The 17,286-nt window shown below is 35.8% G+C and carries 12 protein-coding genes; 11 read left to right on the forward strand and 1 reads right to left on the reverse strand.

The features are described 5' to 3' along the window. The first annotated feature begins 205 nt into the window (after window positions 1-205). From ACIEHO_RS15495 to ACIEHO_RS15530, 8 genes are all read left to right on the forward strand, one after another. A complete protein-coding gene (locus tag ACIEHO_RS15495) occupies window positions 206-2,416 on the forward strand; it encodes an NADP-dependent isocitrate dehydrogenase (RefSeq protein WP_406973377.1) in 2,211 nt (736 codons plus the stop codon). Between the two features lie 151 nt (window positions 2,417-2,567). Then, a complete protein-coding gene (locus ACIEHO_RS15500; RefSeq protein WP_406973379.1) occupies window positions 2,568-4,940 on the forward strand; it encodes a TonB-dependent receptor in 2,373 nt (790 codons plus the stop codon). A gap of 4 nt (window positions 4,941-4,944) precedes the next feature. Then, a complete protein-coding gene (locus ACIEHO_RS15505; RefSeq protein ID WP_406973381.1) occupies window positions 4,945-5,763 on the forward strand; it encodes a DUF4249 domain-containing protein in 819 nt (272 codons plus the stop codon). A 98-nt stretch (window positions 5,764-5,861) separates the two neighbouring features. Next, the gene (locus tag ACIEHO_RS15510; RefSeq protein WP_406973383.1) at window positions 5,862-7,103 is read left to right on the forward strand and encodes an efflux RND transporter periplasmic adaptor subunit; all 1,242 of its coding nucleotides are present in this window, start codon (window positions 5,862-5,864) and stop codon (window positions 7,101-7,103) included. A gap of 1 nt (window position 7,104) precedes the next feature. After that, on the forward strand, window positions 7,105-8,460 hold the full coding sequence (locus tag ACIEHO_RS15515; protein WP_406973385.1) for an ABC transporter permease: 1,356 nt from the start codon (window positions 7,105-7,107) through the stop codon (window positions 8,458-8,460). 6 nt (window positions 8,461-8,466) lie between these two features. Next, window positions 8,467-9,927 carry a TolC family protein gene (locus ACIEHO_RS15520; RefSeq protein ID WP_406973387.1) on the forward strand — a complete coding sequence of 487 codons (1,461 nt, stop codon included), beginning with the start codon at window positions 8,467-8,469 and terminating at the stop codon, window positions 9,925-9,927. Window positions 9,928-9,956: 29 nt separating this feature from the next. Next, on the forward strand, window positions 9,957-10,775 hold the full coding sequence (gene murQ / locus ACIEHO_RS15525; protein WP_406973389.1) for an N-acetylmuramic acid 6-phosphate etherase: 819 nt from the start codon (window positions 9,957-9,959) through the stop codon (window positions 10,773-10,775). Next, window positions 10,765-10,995, forward strand: a complete 231-nt coding sequence (locus tag ACIEHO_RS15530) for a DUF6095 family protein (RefSeq protein WP_406973391.1) — start codon at window positions 10,765-10,767, stop codon at window positions 10,993-10,995. The genes murQ and ACIEHO_RS15530 overlap by 11 nt, the downstream gene beginning before the upstream one ends. A gap of 5 nt (window positions 10,996-11,000) precedes the next feature. Here ACIEHO_RS15530 and ACIEHO_RS15535 read toward each other — a convergent pair whose 3' ends face one another. After that, complete coding sequence (locus tag ACIEHO_RS15535) at window positions 11,001-11,534, reverse strand: hypothetical protein (RefSeq protein ID WP_406973393.1); 534 nt, start codon at window positions 11,532-11,534, stop codon at window positions 11,001-11,003. Between the two features lie 214 nt (window positions 11,535-11,748). On the opposite strand from ACIEHO_RS15535, the gene ACIEHO_RS15540 reads away from it, so the two are divergent. From ACIEHO_RS15540 to ACIEHO_RS15550, 3 genes are all read left to right on the forward strand, one after another. Further along, window positions 11,749-12,636, forward strand: a complete 888-nt coding sequence (locus ACIEHO_RS15540) for a hypothetical protein (protein WP_406973395.1) — start codon at window positions 11,749-11,751, stop codon at window positions 12,634-12,636. Window positions 12,637-12,647: 11 nt separating this feature from the next. Beyond that, entirely contained in the window at window positions 12,648-13,580 is a 933-nt protein-coding gene (locus ACIEHO_RS15545; protein ID WP_406973397.1) for a DUF4412 domain-containing protein, read from the forward strand. A gap of 63 nt (window positions 13,581-13,643) precedes the next feature. Then, on the forward strand, window positions 13,644-17,286 hold a 3,643-nt coding region (locus ACIEHO_RS15550), incomplete at its 3' end, for a lamin tail domain-containing protein (protein ID WP_406973399.1).

Consider the following 17,286-nt stretch of genomic DNA (forward strand, 5'->3'; position numbering starts at 1 on the left):
TAAACTTTGCGTTTAATTTTTAAATAATCCTTACTCTTCCCCCGCTTTTTTACCATTATCGCAATTCGTATATCTACAGGATTTTAGTTAATCGATTAAACAATGATAACTGTCATTTTTTTGTATATTCGCATCGCTAAAAACGGAAGGTTTACTTTCCTTTATGTTTTTGGTCTTTTAATAATTCTAAAATTAATTCACAGGAATGTCTAAAATTATTTATACTATAACCGACGAAGCACCAGCTCTAGCTACAAAATCATGGTTGCCAATTGTAAAAGCATTTGTTAATTCTTCAGGTATTGATATCGAAACCAAAGACATTTCTTTGGCCGCAAGAATTTTAGCAACATTTCCAGATTTTTTGACAGAAGAACAGAAAGTTTCAGACGATTTACAATTATTAGGTGATTTGGCCAAAAAACCAGAAGCTAACATTGTAAAACTTCCAAATATCAGTGCTTCGATTCCACAATTAAGTGCAGCCATTTCTGAATTACAGGCCTTAGGATATAAAATCCCTAACTATCCTGACGAGCCAAAAAATGATATTGAAAAAGAAATAAAGTCACGTTACGACAAAATTAAAGGTAGTGCCGTAAACCCTGTACTGCGTGAAGGTAATTCTGATCGCCGTGCGCCAAAGGCCGTAAAGAATTTTGCAAAGAACAATCCTCATAGCATGGGGGCATGGAGTTCAGACTCAAAGTCACATGTCGCAACTATGGAAGAAGGCGATTTTGCACACACCGAAAAATCAGTTACCTTAGATAAAACGACTAATATTAAGATTGCTCACTTCGGTGACAACGGAAACGAAACGGTTTTAAAACCATCTTTCCCAATCCTGAAAGGCGAAATTATTGATGGTTCCGTAATGAGTAAAAATGCATTGATAAGCTTTTTACAAGAGCAAATAAAAGACGCTAAGGCTTCCGGAACATTATTCTCTTTACACATGAAGGCCACCATGATGAAGGTTTCAGACCCTATCATATTCGGTCATGCTGTAAAAGTATTCTTTGCTGATGTTTTTGATAAGTATGCCGATGTTTTTGAAAAAATTGGTGTTGAAGAAAACAACGGTCTTGGAAATGTACTTTCAAAAGTAAAGGAACTTCCTTCAGATAAAAAAGGCGAAATCTTAAAAGCCATAGATACGGCCATTGAAAACGGTCCTGATTTAGCTATGGTAAACTCAGATAAAGGCATTACCAACCTACATGTGCCAAGTGATATTATTATTGATGCTTCTATGCCAGCAATGATTCGTAACTCAGGGCAAATGTGGAATGCTGATGGAAAAGCACAAGACACAAAAGCAGTAATTCCAGATAGCAGCTACGCAGGAATTTATACAGCTACCATAGACTTTTGTAAAGAAAATGGTGCATTCGATCCAACGACCATGGGAACTGTGCCAAACGTAGGTTTAATGGCTCAGAAGGCAGAAGAATATGGATCACACGATAAAACTTTCGAAATTCCTTCTAACGGAACTGTAAAAGTCATTGATGACGCTGGTAACACATTGATAGAACATGTTGTTGAAGCTGGAGACATATGGCGTATGTGCCAAACTAAGGATGCCCCTATTCAAGACTGGGTAAAATTGGCCGTAACTCGTGCAAGAGCATCAGAAACACCTGCTGTATTCTGGTTGAATGAAGATCGCGCGCATGATGCTGAATTAATCAAAAAAGTAAATACATATTTAAAAGATCACGATACTTCTGGCTTAGATTTAAGAATTTTGAGTCCTATTGACGCTACTATTTTTACTTGTAAGCGATTAAAAGACGGAAAAGATACTATCTCTGTATCAGGAAATGTTCTTAGGGATTACCTTACTGACCTCTTCCCTATTCTAGAAGTTGGTACTAGTGCAAAAATGCTTTCTATCGTACCATTAATGAATGGCGGTGGTTTATTTGAAACTGGTGCTGGTGGTTCTGCCCCAAAGCACGTGCAGCAATTATTGGAAGAAAACCACTTACGTTGGGACTCTTTAGGTGAATTTTTAGCCTTAGCTGTTTCATTAGAGCATTTTAGTGAGGTTAATAATAATGAAAAAGCCAAAATTTTAGGTGAAACTTTAGACGACGCTACCAGTAAATTGTTGGAAAACAGAAAAGGACCTTCTAGAAAGGCCGGTGAGTTGGATAATAGAGGAAGTCATTTTTACCTAGCTCTATATTGGGCACAAGAATTGGCAAATCAAAATGAAGATGAAGACTTAAAAGCGGAGTTTGCTCCAATAGCTAAAAAATTAGCAGATAACGAATCTGCTATTGTAAAAGAGCTTAACGATATTCAAGGCAAACCTGTTAGCTTAGGCGGCTATTATGAACCAAACGAAGAATTAGTTGGCCAAGTGATGCGTCCAAGTGCAACCTTCAATTCAATTATAGCATAAATACTTTTGTTAAAGTATCGCAAAAGCTCCTTTTTTAAGGGGCTTTTTTTATTTTTATAAAAAATTGCAAGTTTAAATATATCGATTCGCTTACATTTAGGTGTTAATTAAGATATTTTAACATGACGCAGCAAAATATCCTGCTCAACCAATGAAAAGAACTTCCCTATGTTTTTTATTAGTTTGGTGCTTTTGTAGTATACTTAACGGCCAAGAAAAATTTACAATTAGCGGTACCGTAAACGAACAAAAAAGTAACGAAACTCTAATTGGCGTCAATATTATTTTTCCTGAAATACAATCAGGAACCACCACCAACGAGTATGGGTTCTACTCCATAACATTACCAAAGGGCACTTACAATATTGTGGTAAGTTATTTGGGTTTCAACAGCATTTCAGAAACCATCAATTTAACGGCTGACACCACAAAAAATTTCAGTTTAACTGATGCCCTTGAAGATCTGGGTGAAGTGGTCATTACTCAAAATATAGAGAAGCTAGACATCAAAGCCCCTCAAATGAGTGTTAATAAGCTAAGCTCGAACACCATAAAAGAAATCCCTGTGGTTTTGGGTGAATCAGATATCATAAAAGCCTTATCATTACTCCCTGGTGTTACCACTGCAGGTGAAGGTGCTTCTGGATTTAATGTTCGCGGTGGTGCAGTCGACCAAAATTTAATTCTTTTGGACGAGGCCACCATATATAATTCATCGCACTTATTTGGTTTCTTTTCGGTTTTTAACCCAGATGCCATAAAAGACTTACGCTTATTTAAAGGTGGTATTCCTGCCCGATATGGCGGACGCGTGTCTTCAGTATTAGACATCTATCAAAAAGAAGGAAACAGTAAAGAGTTCCATGCAAATGGTGGTATCGGTATTGTATCCAGCAGATTGTTGGTAGAAGGCCCATTAGAAAAAGACAGAGGCTCCTTTCTTCTAGGTGGTCGCTCGAGCTATGCCCACTTGTTTTTACCGCTTTTTGACCTTGATAACATCGCCTATTTCTACGACCTAAACACGAAACTTAGTTATAAGCTAAACGACCGTAACAACATTTACCTTTCTGGATATTTTGGTAGAGACGTGTTCAGTATTGAAGACACTTTCGAAAACACTTATGGGAATTCAGTATTAAATTTTAGATGGAACCACCTTTTTTCTGATAAACTATTTTCAAACCTATCGCTGATTTATTCAGATTACTATTATAACTTAAAACTTAACTTTGTTGAATTTGATTGGGTATCGGGCATCAGGAATTTCAATTTAAAATACGACCTAAAACACTATGTAAGTAATAAATTAAAACTTCAATATGGGCTTAACAGTATTTACTATAAATTTAACCCCGGTGAAATTAACCCTACTGTTCCTACTTCTGGTATAAACAAATTTAAATTAACCGATAAATTTGCTTTTGAGAATGCTATTTATTTTGATGCCGAGCACAAGGTTTCAGATAAATTATCACTCTCTTATGGATTGCGCTTTAGTAGTTTTCATCGTTTAGGACAGGATGAACTCAACACTTACGAAAATGATGAAGCCGTTATTTTTAATGAAGATCTTCAGATTTATGAAAAAGCCGAACCCATTGGTACGGAATCCTTCAAAAGAAGCGATGTTATAGAAAATTTTTTCAACCTGGAGCCTAGGGCATCGTTGGCATATCAGTTAAATTCGGAAAGTTCTGTAAAGTTTAGCTACAACCGAATGAGCCAATATTTACATTTATTGTCTAATACCGACTCGCCTACTCCATTGGATATCTGGACACCTAGCGGAAAGTACATCAAACCTCAGTTGCTAGATCAATATGCCATTGGCTATTTTAAAAATTTTAAGGATAACCTTTACTCTTTAGAAATTGAAAGTTTCTACAAAAAAATAAAAAACCGTATCGACTACATTGATGGTGCAGATTTAGTGGCCAATAATGCTATCGAGCAAGTTATTCTTAATGGTCAAGCCCGAGCTTATGGAGCAGAATTATTATTAAAGAAAAACAGTGGTCAATTTAAAGGATGGCTGGCTTATACAGTTTCAAAATCAGAACAACGAACACCAGGAAGAACCCCAAACGAATTAGGTATTAACAAAGGTAATTGGTACAGAACACCATACGATAAAACACACGACATTTCACTAACCACCAGTTATGAATGGAACAAAAAATGGAAAGCCAATGCCAATTTTTTATTCCAAACAGGGCAGCCAGCTACTTTTCCCAAGGCCCAGTATACATATAATGGACTTAATATTCCACATTACGACGGCAGGAACGAAAATAGACTTCCAACTTATCATAGATTAGATTTTGCCTTAAATTATACGCCAAAACCAGACAAAACAAAAGGCTGGCAAAGCTATTGGGTTTTCGGAATTTATAATATTTACAACAAGAGAAATGCCGCTTCAATTAATTTTAGCCGTAACCCAGATACAGGTAAAAATGAAGCTACTAGACTCTCCATTTTTGGTATTGTGCCTTCAGTATCCTACAACTTCAAATTTTAACCCCATGAAAAGAATATTATACATATTGAGCCTTGTTCTTTTATCTACTTATTCATGTGAAGATGTTATTGATGTAGACGTTGAGACCATTGAACCCAAGTTAGTTATAGATGCATCATTACATTGGGTAAAAGGCACTAATGGGAATACGCAGCAAATTCGCCTCAGCTTAACAGCTCCTTATTTTAGCGATAATATCCCAGCTGCATCAGGTGCCACAGTCACCATAACTGATGAAAATAACAATACTTTTAATTTTATCGAAGATGGCAGCAGTGGCGTCTATAAAACCGAAAGCTTCTTGCCTGAACTTAATATGGTTTACAATCTTTATATAGAATATGACAATGAAATTTATACAGCCTTCACAACTTTAACATCTGTAGCACCTATTGAATATATTGAACAAAAGAATGATGGTGGTTTTGCAGGAGATGAAATTGAAATAAAGGCCTTTTATACCGATCCTGCAAACACAGAAAACTTCTACTTGTTTGAGTTTTTATTATTCAACAGCAACAAAGCTAATCTTGAGGTTTATGACGATGTATTCACAGATGGCAACCAAATATTTGCATTTTTCTCTGATGAAAACATTGAAGCCGGTGATGAACTTATTATCAGAAACTCAGGCATTACCAATCGTGCTTATCAATTTTTCTTTATTCTGCTTCAACAAACCGATGACGAAGCCGGTGACCCTTTTGAAACCCAGCCAGCCACGTTAAGAGGCAATTGTATTAACCAAACCAACCCCGAAAATTTTCCTTTAGGTTATTTCAGAGCATCCGAAACTGATGTTTTCACTTACGAAATTCAATAGGCATCCTACCGTTTTAAATATTAAGTTTTATTTAACGTAATAAAATCTTACAGTTTCTTTTTTTTCGTAATTTTAATGTCTTACCAACAGAGCTCAACATGAAAAAAAAAATTGCCTTTATAATAGGTCTTATCGTACTTCCCATCTTGGCCTATTCGTTTTTTTCTTCTTCATCCGACGAAGATGTTTCATTAACCAGTAAAGTAGAAAAAGGCACTTTTTTAAACGAAGTTTACATTTCTGGCGAAGCACAATCTACAAGTTCAAAAAAAATCAATGGCCCAAGTAACACTAGGCGATATGGTCTATATAACATAAAAATCCAAGATTTGGTACCAGAAGGTACCGTAGTAAAAAAAGGAGATTATATTGGCAAGTTAGATGTATCTGAACTGAACGGAAAAATTCTTGATGCTCAGTTAAACCTTGAAAAGGCACAATCCAGATATACACAACAAGAATTGGATACTACGCTAACGCTAAAACAAGAACGCAATGCCATAAAAGATTTACTTTTTAAAATAGAAGAAGACAAATTAGAGCTAGAACGCTCTATTTATGAACCCCCGGCAACTGTAAGGTCTTTAGAAATTAATATTGAAAAAACCGAAAGAGAGCTAAAGGAAAAAAGAGCTGATTATTCCATTAAGAAAAGACAGGCCAATGCTAAAATGATTGAAGTAGGCACTGAAGTTTCGAAATACAAAAAGCAAATTGACGAATTGTTAGATCTTCAAAAAGAGTTCAGTATTTATTCTGAAGACGACGGTATGGTAACCTATATTAAAGAATGGAATGGCACAAAAAAGAAAGTGGGTGCAACCATATCTCCATGGGAACCCGCCATTGCCAGCCTTCCTGATTTAACTAAAATGGAATCTAAGACTTTTTGTAACGAAGTAGATATTCGTAAAATTAAAAAAGGGCTAAAAGCCAAAGTAGGGTTTGATGCTTTTCCTGACATTGAGCTAGATGGTTTGGTAACCGAAGTGGCCAACGTTGGTGAAACCAAAGCAGGTTCTGATATCAAATTGTTTCAGGTGAACATAAAAATTAATGGAACCAACAAAAACATCAGACCAGGTATGACTACTTCAAATAAAATCCTTACCAGACAGCAGGATGATGTTTTAATGATACCGCTTGAAGCCGTTTTTTCAAAAGATTCCATTAGCTATTCTTATGTGAAATCAGGCTTGTCCATAGAAAAAAAACAGGTCGAACTAGGTCTTGCAAACAATGAAGTTGTTATAATAAACAAAGGCCTCAATGAAGGCGAGATTGTTTATTTAAACAAACCTGATGGTTTGGAAGACAAAAGTATAACACTGTTAGAGTAACATGGTAGACAAAATACTTTTAGAAAAGCTCAAATCCAATTTCAATGAAGCATTTTGGTTTATCAAAACCAATAAAGTCCGAACATTTTTAACGGCATTGGGTATTATTTTTGGTGTAGCTTCCGTAATAGCGATGCTAGCCATAGGTAATGGTGCCGAAAAAGAAATTTTAGCCCAACTTGAGCTCGTAGGTGTCAATAATATTGTGGTAACCCCTATCCCGGATGAAGCCAAGGAAGGTTCTAATGAAGATGAAGAGGAGAGCAATGACCAATCAGAATCCAAACGGTTTTCAAAAGGCTTGGATGTTCTGGACGCCCAAAGTGCAAAAAAACATATCCCGAGCGTAAAACTCATAAGTCCGGAAATTATCTTAAACACATACATGATTAATGGCGGCAGACAAAACCCAGTAAAACTAGTTGGTATTTCTCCCAATTTTTTTGAAGCTTCTAATATTTCCTTAGATAAAGGAAAGTCTTTTTCTAATTATCAAATAAAAAATGCCATGCCAGTTTGCATTGTGGGTAAAAAAGTTGAAAAAAAATTATTTACTGGAGAAAGCGCATTAGGAAAACAAATAAAGGTTAAAGATGTTTGGCTACAAGTTATAGGCGTTATAGAAGAAAAACTCATATCTGATAAAGCGCAAGAAAACCTAGGTATCAGAGATTTAAACGAGGATGTTTATATTCCCATAAATACATTTTTGGTAAGATATAAAGACCGAAAAATAATAAGTGACAATCAGCAGGTCAGAAACAGAAACCAAAACGGTCCCCAGAATAAAATACCTCGAGGTAACTACCATCAAATTGATAAATTAACGGTACAGGTTGCCAATTCAAACCAACTGAAAGCAACAGCCGAAGTATTGAGTAAAATGCTCAAACGCCGGCACAATGATGTGTTGGATTTTGAAATTACCATTCCTATTCAACTTCTCAAACAACAGCAAAAAACGAAACAGATTTTCAATATTGTACTGAGTATTATTGCTGGTATATCTCTACTCATTGGTGGTATAGGAATAATGAATATCATGCTAGCATCCGTTCTGGAAAGAACAAAGGAAATTGGCATTATTCGCGCTATTGGTGCCACCGAAGAAGATGTTATTTTACAGTTTCTCTCAGAATCAGTTTTAATAAGTGTTGGCGGTGGAATAGTTGGTATTTTTCTTGGGATAGTTAGTGCTTACACCATTGAATTAGTTTCTGGTATTGAAACGGTATTATCATTAACATCTATATTGGTTTCATTTTTTATTGCCGTTTTAGTTGGCTTAACATTTGGAATTTTTCCTGCAAAAGCTGCAGCTAAAAAAAGACCAATAGAAGCTTTAAGATCCGAATAATTCGTCATGAAAAAAACAATTATAATTGCCCTTTTACTTTTACCTCTAATTGGCCTTTCTCAATCTAAAAAAATAACACTTGGAGAGGCTATTTCAATTGCCAAACAAAAATCGCCCGATTACAAAATCAACCTTAACAGAAATCAAGCAAGTTATTGGCGCTTTAGGAATTATAAAGCAAGTTTTTTGCCCGAATTACGGTTCAATGCCATTTTACCAGAGTATAAAAATGAAGTTGAGCGAATAACCAATGATGAGGGCCAAGATGTATTTAGAACCAGAAATCAATTGTTTATTCAAGGCGGATTATCCATATCGCAGAGTGTGCCCTACACTGGTGGTACATTTTCCGTTAATTCCCGTTTGGAACGTATTGAACTTTTTGGCCTTGATGATAACATAGGGTATTCTGTAATTCCGTTTACGGTTAATTATTTTCAAAACTCGCTTCTTTATAATGAGTTTAAGTGGGACAAAAAAATTGAACCTTTGGTTTTTGAAGAATCCAAACGCGATTTCATTGAAAATATGGAACAAATATCGGTAAGTACATCAAATCGCTATTTCGATTTATTAAAGGCTCAAATGCAATTGGAAATTGCAAAAACCAACCTGAAAAACCAAGACACGCTTTATCAAATTGCTGAAGGCAGATTCAAAATGGGAAAAATTGCCGAAAACGAACTGTTGCAGATGGAACTAACTCTTTTAAATTCCAAAAACAGATTAACATCCAATACCATTGAAGTAAAACGGACATCGCAAAATTTGGCGCGCTACTTAGAATTGGATACCGAAAATATAGAACTAGCTGTTCCAGAAGATTTACCACTTTTTGAAGTTGATATCGATAAAGCTCTAGGTGAAGCCCAGTCCAATAGGAAAGCAGTTATCGAATTCAGAAGAAAACGGCTAGAAGCTGAAAAAGAAGTTGCTTTTCAAAAGGGAAACAACAGGCTTAATCTAGGGGTTTCTGCCAATTTTGGTATTTCACAAAACGGTGATGATTTTAATAATTTATTTAACAATTTCAACAAGCAACAAAGTGTTCGGGTAACTTTAGGTATTCCTATTTTTGATTGGGGCGTATCAAAATCCAGGCGTAAAATGGCCGAGGCTAATTTAGATTTAACAAACAACAACATAAATCAGGATAAACAAGAGTTTGAGCAGGAAATTTTTCTTCATGTACTAAATTGGAGCAATCAAAGGGATTTTTTATTCACGTCCCAAAAAGCTAAAGAAGTAGCTACCAAACGATACGATATTTCTCAAAAACGATATATCCTTGGAAAAATAACGATTACCGATTTAAATATTGCTTTAAAAGAACGTGATGATGCCGTACTAAGATATCTCAATTCTTTAGCAAGTTTTTGGCGAGACTATTACGTTTTAAGACAACTTACCTTGTACGATTTCATAAATGATAAAAAAATCGAGGTTCAAGATATCCTTTATAACTAAAACTGCCGATTAATTGCTATTTTTGGCCCATGAGTTTTACAAAAACTACAGAGCAGGATTCTAATTACAATCATTTAGAAAACATGTCGGTATCAGAGTTATTGGTTAATATCAATAATGAAGATAAAACCGTGCCCTATGCCGTTGAAAAAGCGCTTCCGCAAATAGAGCAATTAGTAGAGCAAATTGTTTCGAAGTTAAAAATGGGTGGTTGCTTGTTTTATATAGGTGCAGGTACCAGTGGCCGTTTGGGAATTTTAGACGCCTCAGAGTGCCCACCAACTTTTGGAGTTCCCCATGAATTGGTGGTTGGACTCATTGCCGGCGGCGATTCAGCCATTAGAAAAGCCGTTGAGTTTGCAGAAGACTCTCTTACATTAGGTTGGGAAGATTTACAAAAGCACAATATTTCTAGCAATGATGTGGTTATTGGTATTGCCGCTTCAGGAACTACGCCATACGTTATTTCAGCCTTAAAATCCTGTAATGAAAACAATATTATTACGGGTTGTATAACCTGCAACCAAAATAGTCCATTATCGCAAACTGCACAATTCCCCATTGAGGTTATTGTAGGTCCAGAATTTGTTACCGGTAGCTCGAGAATGAAAGCTGGAACGGCTCAAAAACTGGTTTTAAACATGATAACCACGTCAACCATGATTCAATTGGGCCATATAAAAGGCAACAAAATGGTAGATATGCAATTGAGCAACAACAAGCTGGTGGACCGAGGCACCAGAATGATTATGAATGAACTTGATATTTCAAAAGAAGCAGCAGAAACACTGCTTAAAACATATAAAAATGTGCGGTTAGCCATTAAAAATTTCAACCATGGAAAATAAAACAGATAAAGTCATTCTTTTTAAAGGAATAAAAACATTAATATTTGCAGTATTGAGTCTCTTTATCGGGCCAATTTTATTGACTTTTGCATTTAGTCAACCTGAAAACTCGTTATACATTCCGCTTTTAATTGTGGGCTGCTTAATTTGTGCCATGGCTGTTTTTTTAATTTTTAAAGGCATAAGGCTCATAATGAGCAGCATGTTTAAAAACAAATAGACCATCTATTCTATTGAGGCTTGCTTTGGTGTCGTTGGGTTATAGCCAAAATCTGAATCTGCAATTTCAATACTCAAACTATCAAAAATATAATTGATAATGGCGTAATGATGGATGGTATGGCTATTGGCTTGAGCCAACAAAGAACCATAAGTATAAAGTATTTCTGTTTTTCCCAACCCTAAATCATCAACTACTAAAACGGTATCATTAATATTGAAACTGGCCGAATTCAACTTTTCCATTATTACATCCAAGTAGTCTTTTGCACAATCGCAATTTGATTCTACATTTCTATTCCTACTTCTCGCCGTTAAGTCTATTTTATTCTCAAAGCTTAGGTTAAAGATACAATCATAAAAATCAAGGATGTGCCTAATATGTGTTCCAATGCTTGAATGGTAAGGAGGTACAGAAGAATTACATAGTTCCTCATTCGATAAACTGTTCAACACAACTTGCGCTTTTTGCAGTGTTTTTAAAGTAGATTGGATGATAACGCTCATGGACACTAAAATAGCTAAAATAATTTTAAACAAGAATAACTTTTCATTAGTCTTTTTTGCAACTACACCTTACACTGTCCTATCATTTTATTAACCCACAATATTATAAACCACTGTTTTTCGCACAAAAACAACACAACTATTATTTACATGTTACATATATGGCATACTTTGAAACATATGTTTGATGCTATTGTTAGGTTTAATTATAGCTTTATAAACCTTGTAAACTTACACCGATTAAATTATGAAAACTAAAATATATATTCTAACGGCATTGTTACTTTTCATCGGAAAACCTATGCAAGGGCAATTGTTAGAAAAGCTTAAAGAGCGAGCTAAGGAAAAAGGTATTAAAACAAGTGATAATGTTAGTTACGATAGTACAGCTTATGATCCGAATTTAAAAACTGACACCTACGAAATTGAAGAGTTGGAATTAAACTCTGCAAAAGATTTTTATAACCAAGATGTAGTTATGGCATTATTTAATGACGGTAAGCTTGTTCAAACGGCTTACTTTGATGCTGACGTTATTGCCATGCGAACAGAACAAATAGGTCAATCTTATCCTATTTTTCATGACGATAAAGGTAAGTTTTATGCTTACAGTGAAGATGAAGGGCAATACAAAACTATGAAACTACTGCCCACCAGCTCCATGGGTTTTATGACGGCCGGCATGACCACTCAAGCCTATAAACTTCCACACGAGCCTTATTTTAATGCCTTAACCGCATTAGAGGACATAGGATCTGGACTTAATTTTTTAGTACTGGAAATGGCATTTGTTTACAAACCCGAACATTTTAAAAATAACCCCAACTATACCTTAGAAAACATAACATGTCTTGAGTCTAAAACCTGTTCAAGATATAATTACAACTATCAAGATTACAAAGGAAGCTATATACAGTTTGATAACCAAGATAGATTAGTTGAATTATATATAGTATCCAGCAGTGCCCAATTAAAAGATCAGCCAACGGGAAAATTCATATTCACATACAAATCCTGCAAAGTAAAACTTCCTGAGGCGGTTGAACAATCAATTGTGCCAGGACCTTTAGGCAAAATATTACCTATAGAAAAAGGACTGGAACCATGGAAACACAATAAAAAAGACAAACAATAAAATTATAGGTCATGAAAGCAAAATACATACTATTATCTCTTTTTTTTATAAGTGTTAGCTATAATGCCGAAGCACAATTTTTAAAAAAATTAAAAAAGACTGCCGAACGAGCAGCCGAACGCACCATTCTTAAAAAAACGGATGACATAGTTTCTGGAAAAACAGAAAAAACTATCGATGATGCCACAGATGGTAAAAAAGATGAAGAATCGGCAAAATCGAATGATACGCTTGTAACAGCTAGACAAAATACCTCACAAAGTGCGCCATCTACAAATCCTATGATGGGCTTAAATAAAAAAAAAGTAGAAAAACTACCAGACACCTATGCATTCGATTGGGAGTTCAAAACCAATATGGCATTAACCAGTAAGAAGAAAAAAGACAATGCCGACTATGTAATGAATTTCTTTCTAAATAACGATAAGGAATATTATGCTATGGATGTAGAAAATGAAGACATTAAAAAATCTGGAGGAAAAGCCATAATGGTATTCGATTTTAAATCCCAATCTATGGTTATGTTCAGTAGTTCAAGTAATCAAAAAATAGGAATGGTAACTAAACTTAAAGATCCAACAAAAAAGAAAATAAAAGATTCAGATCGAAATTACACCATTAAGGAAATAGGTACAAAAACCATACTAGGTTATGAATGTTATGGTATAGAAATAGAAAATCCCGATACTAAAGCCATCTTATATTTTACGTTGGACGCGCCTGTAAATTTCAGTGCCTTTTTTGTGTTCTCTAGTGAGGCCGCACCAAAAGGTTTTAGCGACCCGCAGTTATTTGATGTTCTAAAAGAGGATGCTCTACTTATGGAAATGGATGTTTCCAGTAAAAAGAAAAATGAAAGTATTAAAATGACCGCTATAAGTCTTGAAAAAAAGAAGATGGAATTCCATAAAAAAGATTACCAGTTTATGAAAATGGGACTTTAACAATGATACCTCTCTGGAATTAAAAAAACTTTAAAAAGCTATTAATCAACAAACAATTTAATTATGAAATATAAGTACTTCATTCTCTTCTTAAGTTTATTATTCTCCTGTAATATATATGCTCAGGCCACTTTTACTGTTACCAATACTAATGATTCTGGGCCAGGGAGTTTGCGACAGGCAATTCTAGATGCTAATGCTACTGCCGCAAAAGATGTTATTGAATTTAATATACCTAATGGAGGCCCTCATACAATTACACTATCAACAGAGCTATCTCCAATTTTCTTTCCAGTTGATATTAACGGAAATACTCAGCCAGGGTTTAGTAGCGGAAATCCTCAAGTAATAATCGATGGAAACGAGGTCAATTTTGGTTTTGCCTTTATAACCAACAGTTCTGGGAGCTCAGTAATTGGGTTGGTAATGGGCAACTTCGCTTTGGATGCCATTGATGCTGAAAGTACAGACAATCATATTATTGAGGACAATTTTTTGGGTGTTAATGTTGATGGTCAGACGCCTTTCCCAAATGGTAGAGGGATTAGTCTGAACAATAGCAATGGAAGTTCTGTTGGTTATAATCTTATTTCTGGTAATACTCTTATTGGTTTATTTATTGAAAACGGCTCTCAAAATACAACAGTACTAGCTAATAAAATTGGTACCGACTATTCTGGTACTATTGCCGTGCCTAATAATGATAATGTTGTTATCAGCGAATCTCCGAACAATATTATTGGAGGGGCAGATCTTACTGAAAGAAATATAATATCAGGAGCACTTGATAATAATGACCAAGGTGAGGGTATACTTATTACGGGTTCGGGATCAACAAACAACGTAATTAAATATAACTATATAGGGACTGATTTTACCGGTAACGTTGGAATACAAAATGCATTTGCTGGTATTCTTATTAGGGCAGGAGCTAACGCCAATATTATTGAAGGCAATCTTATCTCTGGAAACTATGATAGTGATTTTGACCTAACTAGAAATGGAAATGGCATTCAAATAGATGGTGTAGGTTCAGACAATAATATAATTCAAGGAAATTATATTGGTACCACAGCGGATGGACTTAGTCCATTACCTAATAGATCTGGTATAGATATCCAAGGAGGTCCTAATGCTACGCAAATTGGAGGATCAAGTCTAAATAATGAAGGAAATGTTATTTCGGGCAATAATAATTCGGGTATCGAAATTGGGAACCCTCCTCTTATAAACCCCAATAGCTCTAACAATAATGTAATCCAAGCAAACTATCTCGGTGTAGGTTCTGATGGTATAACCTCTCTTCCAAACAATCGGGCTATCAATATGGTACATTCAAATTCCAATCAAATTGGCGGTTCCAACCTTATAAATAATAACATTATCTCAGGAAATGATAATTACGGGATATATATGTTCAACTGTAGTAACAATTCTATAAGAGGAAATTATATTGGATTAGATGTAAATGGTAATATTCAAGCAAATGGTAGCCGGGGAATATGGATAGATGGAACTGGATCTTCCAATAATATTATTGGAGACACCAACAACTTGTTCAGAAATTGGATTTCTGGTAATACAGCTTACGGGATTGTATTAAGTGATGGCGCTAATCTTAATGAAATAAAGGGAAATTATATTGGAACAAATCTGGATGCCAACAGCTCTATAGGCAACGGTACAGGAATCCGAATTGAGGATAGTCCAAATAATATGATAGGTGGTACGGACCCAGGTGCTGAAAATATCTTATCTGGCAACACTAATGATGGTATTGTTCTAACAGGAGCAAGTACCTCAAATAATCAAATAATTGGGAATTTTATAGGAACTAATAATGGAGGTACGAGTGCAATTGCAAATAGATTTGGAGTATGGTTAACAACGGGTGCAAATAATAATATTATTGGAAGTATTAATGGTCCCAATATAATATCTGGTAATACTGATGGGATTCGAATTGGTAATGATGCAGACGGGAATACCGTTGTGGCCAACAAAATAGGCTTACAACATGATGGCATCACATCATTACCTAATACCACTAATGGCATATTGATCTATAATGGAAGTGACAACAATCAAATAGGAGGCACTGGAAACGAAGCAAATTTTATTGGGTATAATCAGCGAGGATTATTGATTCAATTAGGTCCTCCAAATTCCACGGTGCCCTTAAACAATTCAGTCTTAGCGAATAGTATTTTTCAAAATGACGATTTGGGAATTGATTTAGATATTCCAGGCGTTACTCCCAATGATGCTTCGGATTCTGACACGGGCCCAAATAATATTCAAAATTTTCCCGTTCTTTCATCAACCACCACAGACGGCACCGGTTTAAATATTGAATATTTTGTTGATTCTGACCCAGCAAATGCTACTTATCCTATAAGGGTAGAGTTCTTCATAAGTGATGGAAGCCGTGAAGGAAAAACATTTTTGTTTGCGGATTCCTTCACTGAAGCCGATTATAATGCTGGTATTCCAAAAGCTATTAGTCAAGCAATACCAAATGGAATTACAGTTGCAGTAAACGATGAAATAGTTTCTACGTCCACTGATGCCAATGGCAATACCTCAGAGTTTGGGGAAGATATAATAGTTGAAGACCCGAGCGCCTCTTGCCCTTCTATAGGTTCCATAATAATCACTGAGATTATGAACGATCCGGTTGCAGTGGATGATACAGTCGGAGAATGGGTCGAACTTTACAATACAACGGAATCAGATATTGATATTGAAGGATGGTTTATTAGTAACGGTTCAGTATCCTTTGTTATTAATACCTCTTTAGTTGTGCCTGCTGGAGATTATGTAGTCTTAGGTATTAATAGTGATACATCCTTGAATGGTGGTGTTGATGTAGATTACGACTATCCAGATGTATTTTTGCTTGGGGATGATTCAGGATATTTGCGCGTAACCTGCGTTAGCCTTGATATGGATATTGTTTCTTATAATGATAGCAACAACTTTCCAAATCCTACAGGTGCTTCGTTAAGCTTGGAACTTTTCTATTATGATGACACGGCAAATGACGATGGTTCCAATTGGTGTGCAGCAACTTCACCCTATGGCTCAGGTGATTTGGGAACACCTGGTTCAGTAAATGATAGCTGCGAACCACCTTGTTCTATTTCTATCACTTCAACTAATGCAGTATGTTTGGGTGAAAATGTTGAGGTAATTGTTAATTTTACATCCACCAACGGCTCTGGTAATTATATTGTGACCGTTGAAGGATATGGAGATATAGGGACTGTGGCAGGTTCTGAAGAAGCATTATCCTTAAATGGACCTACCACAGCAGCTAATTTAGAAATTAGCATAAGGGATGCTGACAATGAAACATGTCAAGCAACAAGTACCATAGATATCCCAACATGCCCTGATTGTGATGGAGATGGTATAACTGATAGTGAAGAACCAGATCTAGACGGTGATGGCATTCCAGACGATTGCGATGACTGCCCTAATGACCCAGAAAATGACGCCGACGACGACGGCATATGTGACGACGTTGACAACTGTGTGGGTACAGCCAACACAGACCAGGCTGATGCAGATGGTGATGGTATTGGAGATGCCTGTGATACGTGTCCAAATGATGAAAATAACGATGCAGACGGTGATGGGGTTTGCGGAGACTTAGACAACTGTCCAGATAGTGCCAATGCAGACCAGGCCGATGCAGATGGTG

This window comes from Flavisericum labens, from assembly GCF_045446075.1.
GTDB lineage: Bacteria > Bacteroidota > Bacteroidia > Flavobacteriales > Flavobacteriaceae > Flavisericum > Flavisericum labens.